General features: G+C 55.7%; 1 protein-coding gene. It reads left to right on the top strand.

What is annotated here, in order from left to right; genetic code table 11:
- The coding region (locus VGE80_RS23150; RefSeq protein ID WP_440594299.1) for a response regulator at window positions 1-2807 on the top strand (2807 nt) is incomplete at its 5' end.
- Window positions 2808-2827 lie beyond the last annotated feature (20 nt).

Genomic DNA, 2827 nt, shown 5'->3' with positions numbered 1-2827 from the left:
AGCGTCAGGAGTGGTTACAGGCGGGGCAGATCGGACTGAGTGTGGTGATGGTCGCCGAATCCCGACTGCAACAACTGGGGGAAAATATTCTGACATTTCTGGCGGAGTACATGGACGCTCAGGCGGGCGCGTTCTATGCGAAGGACGGGCATCTTTTTCGAAAGGTCGCGACCTACGGCGTGCCCAGCTCTGCCACGATTCCTGAAGAATTTGGTCCCTCTGACGGGTTATTGGGCCAAGCCGTTAAGAACGGGAATAGGATCCTTTTGCGGGACGTTCCGGAGGGATATCTGTCTGTAGGCTCGTCGTTAGGAAGTGCTCAACCCCGCCAACTGCTGATCGTCCCTGTCAAAGAGGACAACAGAGTGAATGGGATTATCGAGCTGGGGTTTCTCGAACCCATCGACGAATTGCTGGTAGAACTGCTGGAACGGGAAGCGGGCTCGATCGGAATTGCGGTCCGCACTGCCAACGATCGCATCCGTCTGCAGAATCTGCTCGAAGAGACGCAGCGGCAGGCCGAGGAGATGCAGGTTCAAGGCGAAGAATTGCGGGTTTCCAATGAAGAACTGGAAGAACAAAGTCGCGCGCTGAAAGAGTCACAAACCCGACTGGAACAGCAGCAGGCAGAACTGGAACAGACGAATACTCAGTTGGAAGATCAGGCTCAGTTACTCGAAGTTCAGCGAGATGACCTTGTTCGGACGAAGGCCTCGCTCGAAGAGCGTGCCAAGGAACTGGAACAGGCCAGTCAGTATAAGTCGGATTTCCTGGCGAACATGTCGCACGAACTGCGGACGCCGCTGAATTCCTCGCTGATCCTTTCCAAACTTCTGGCCGACAATGAGTCAGGGAATCTGACAAGCGAACAGGTTCGCTACGCCACGACCATCCAGGCTGCCGGGAACGACCTGCTGACGCTGATCAATGACATTCTCGATCTGTCGAAGATCGAATCGGGCCACATGGAGATGCATCCCGACACCTTCTCAATCCAGCAATTGATGGACGATCTGGAGCGGACCTTTCAACCGGTGGCAGATCAGAAGGGACTGAAGTTCGTGCAGCGACTTCTGCCGGGGTGTCCCGCCACCATGGTGACCGATCGACAACGGTTAGAGCAGGTTCTGAAAAACCTGCTTTCAAATGCCATGAAGTTTACTGAAAAGGGGGAGGTTGCGTGCGAAGCCAGTCCTCTTCCCGGCAATCGAATCGCCTTCACTGTCAGGGATACGGGTATTGGCATTCCCCTTCGCCAGCAGCGTCTGGTGTTCGAGGCGTTCCAGCAGGCCGATGGTAAAGTTAACCGCAAGTATGGGGGGACCGGTCTGGGACTTTCCATTTCACGAGAGTTAACGCGGCGGCTTGGTGGTGAGATTGAATTGACGAGCGAACCAAGCGTGGGGAGTACTTTTGTGATCGTACTTCCGGAAGTTTACGATTCCAGCCAGATCCCCGCGCGTCCTCCGCGCAGCACGTCTCACGATCCGGTCGAGGCCATTGATGAAATCGACGAGGGACCCGCATCCGCAAGCGTGGAACATTTCACGCCGATTTCGAGTCCCGTTCCCCCCAGCTACCGTCGTGTGGATGACGACCGACGAAGTTTGACTGGCGACAGTCGTGTGATCTTGGTTGTGGAGGACGATGAGCACTTTTCTCGGATCCTTTACGATCTGGCCAGAGAGTTGCATTTCCAGTGCCTCATCGCCACGACGGCAGAGGAGGGGCTCGCAATAGCCCGGCAATATCTGCCGAGTGCGGTGCTGCTGGACGTCGGGCTTCCAGACCAGTCGGGGCTTTCGGTACTCGACCGGCTCAAGCATGATGCCCGGACGCGCCATATTCCGGTCCACGTAGTGTCGGGGAATGACTATGAAACAACAGCCATGTCACTGGGGGCTGTCGGTTTCATGCTCAAGCCCGTCAAGCGTGAAGATCTCACCAGTGCCCTTCGCCAGTTAGAAGAGCGGCTGGCTCAGCGATTGCGTCGCATTCTTGTTGTCGAAGATGACGCGGTGCAGCTGGAGAGTCTCAGGAAGTTGCTGGGTACTCAGGATGTCGAGACTGTCGGTGCCCGTAGCGCGGCGGAATGTCTTGAGCAACTCAAGGAATCAACGTTCGACTGCATGGTCCTCGATCTTACTCTTCCGGATGCAACCGGGTACTCGTTGCTGGAGACACTGAGTCGTCATGATGCTTACTCGTTTCCCCCTGTGATCGTTTACACGGGCGAAGACATCTCGTTTGAAGACGAGCAGAAACTGCGCAAGTACTCGAAATCGATCATCATCAAAGGAGCCAAGTCGCCCGAACGGCTGCTTGACGAGGTCACTTTGTTCCTGCATCAGGTCGTGGCGGAACTTCCCGCGGAACAGCAGCGAATGCTGGAGAAAGCCCGAAGCCGAGACGCCTCGATTGAAGGACACCGGATCTTGATTGTGGAAGACGATGTAAGAAACGTCTTCGCATTGACGAGTATCCTGGAACCGCGTGGCGCGATTCTCGAGATTGCCCGCAACGGTCGGGAAGCGCTCGATGTCCTCAAACGGTGTGACCTGGATCCTTCCAAATCGATCGACCTGGTACTGATGGATGTCATGATGCCCGAAATGGATGGGATTACCGCAACGACGCAAATTCGTCAGAATCCAAAGTGGAAAAAGCTACCCGTGATCATGTTGACTGCGAAGGCGATGGCAGACGACCAGGAGCGGTGCCTGGCCGCAGGGGCCAACGACTATATGTCGAAGCCGCTTGATGTGGAGAAACTGCTGTCGCTTGTTCGTGTCTGGATGCGGTGGTAGGTAACCGACGAGGGTGTGTC

The sequence above is a fragment of the Schlesneria sp. genome (genome assembly GCF_036405755.1).
Taxonomy (GTDB): domain Bacteria; phylum Planctomycetota; class Planctomycetia; order Planctomycetales; family Planctomycetaceae; genus Schlesneria; species Schlesneria sphaerica.
This window is presented reverse-complemented; position numbering and strand designations above follow the sequence as displayed.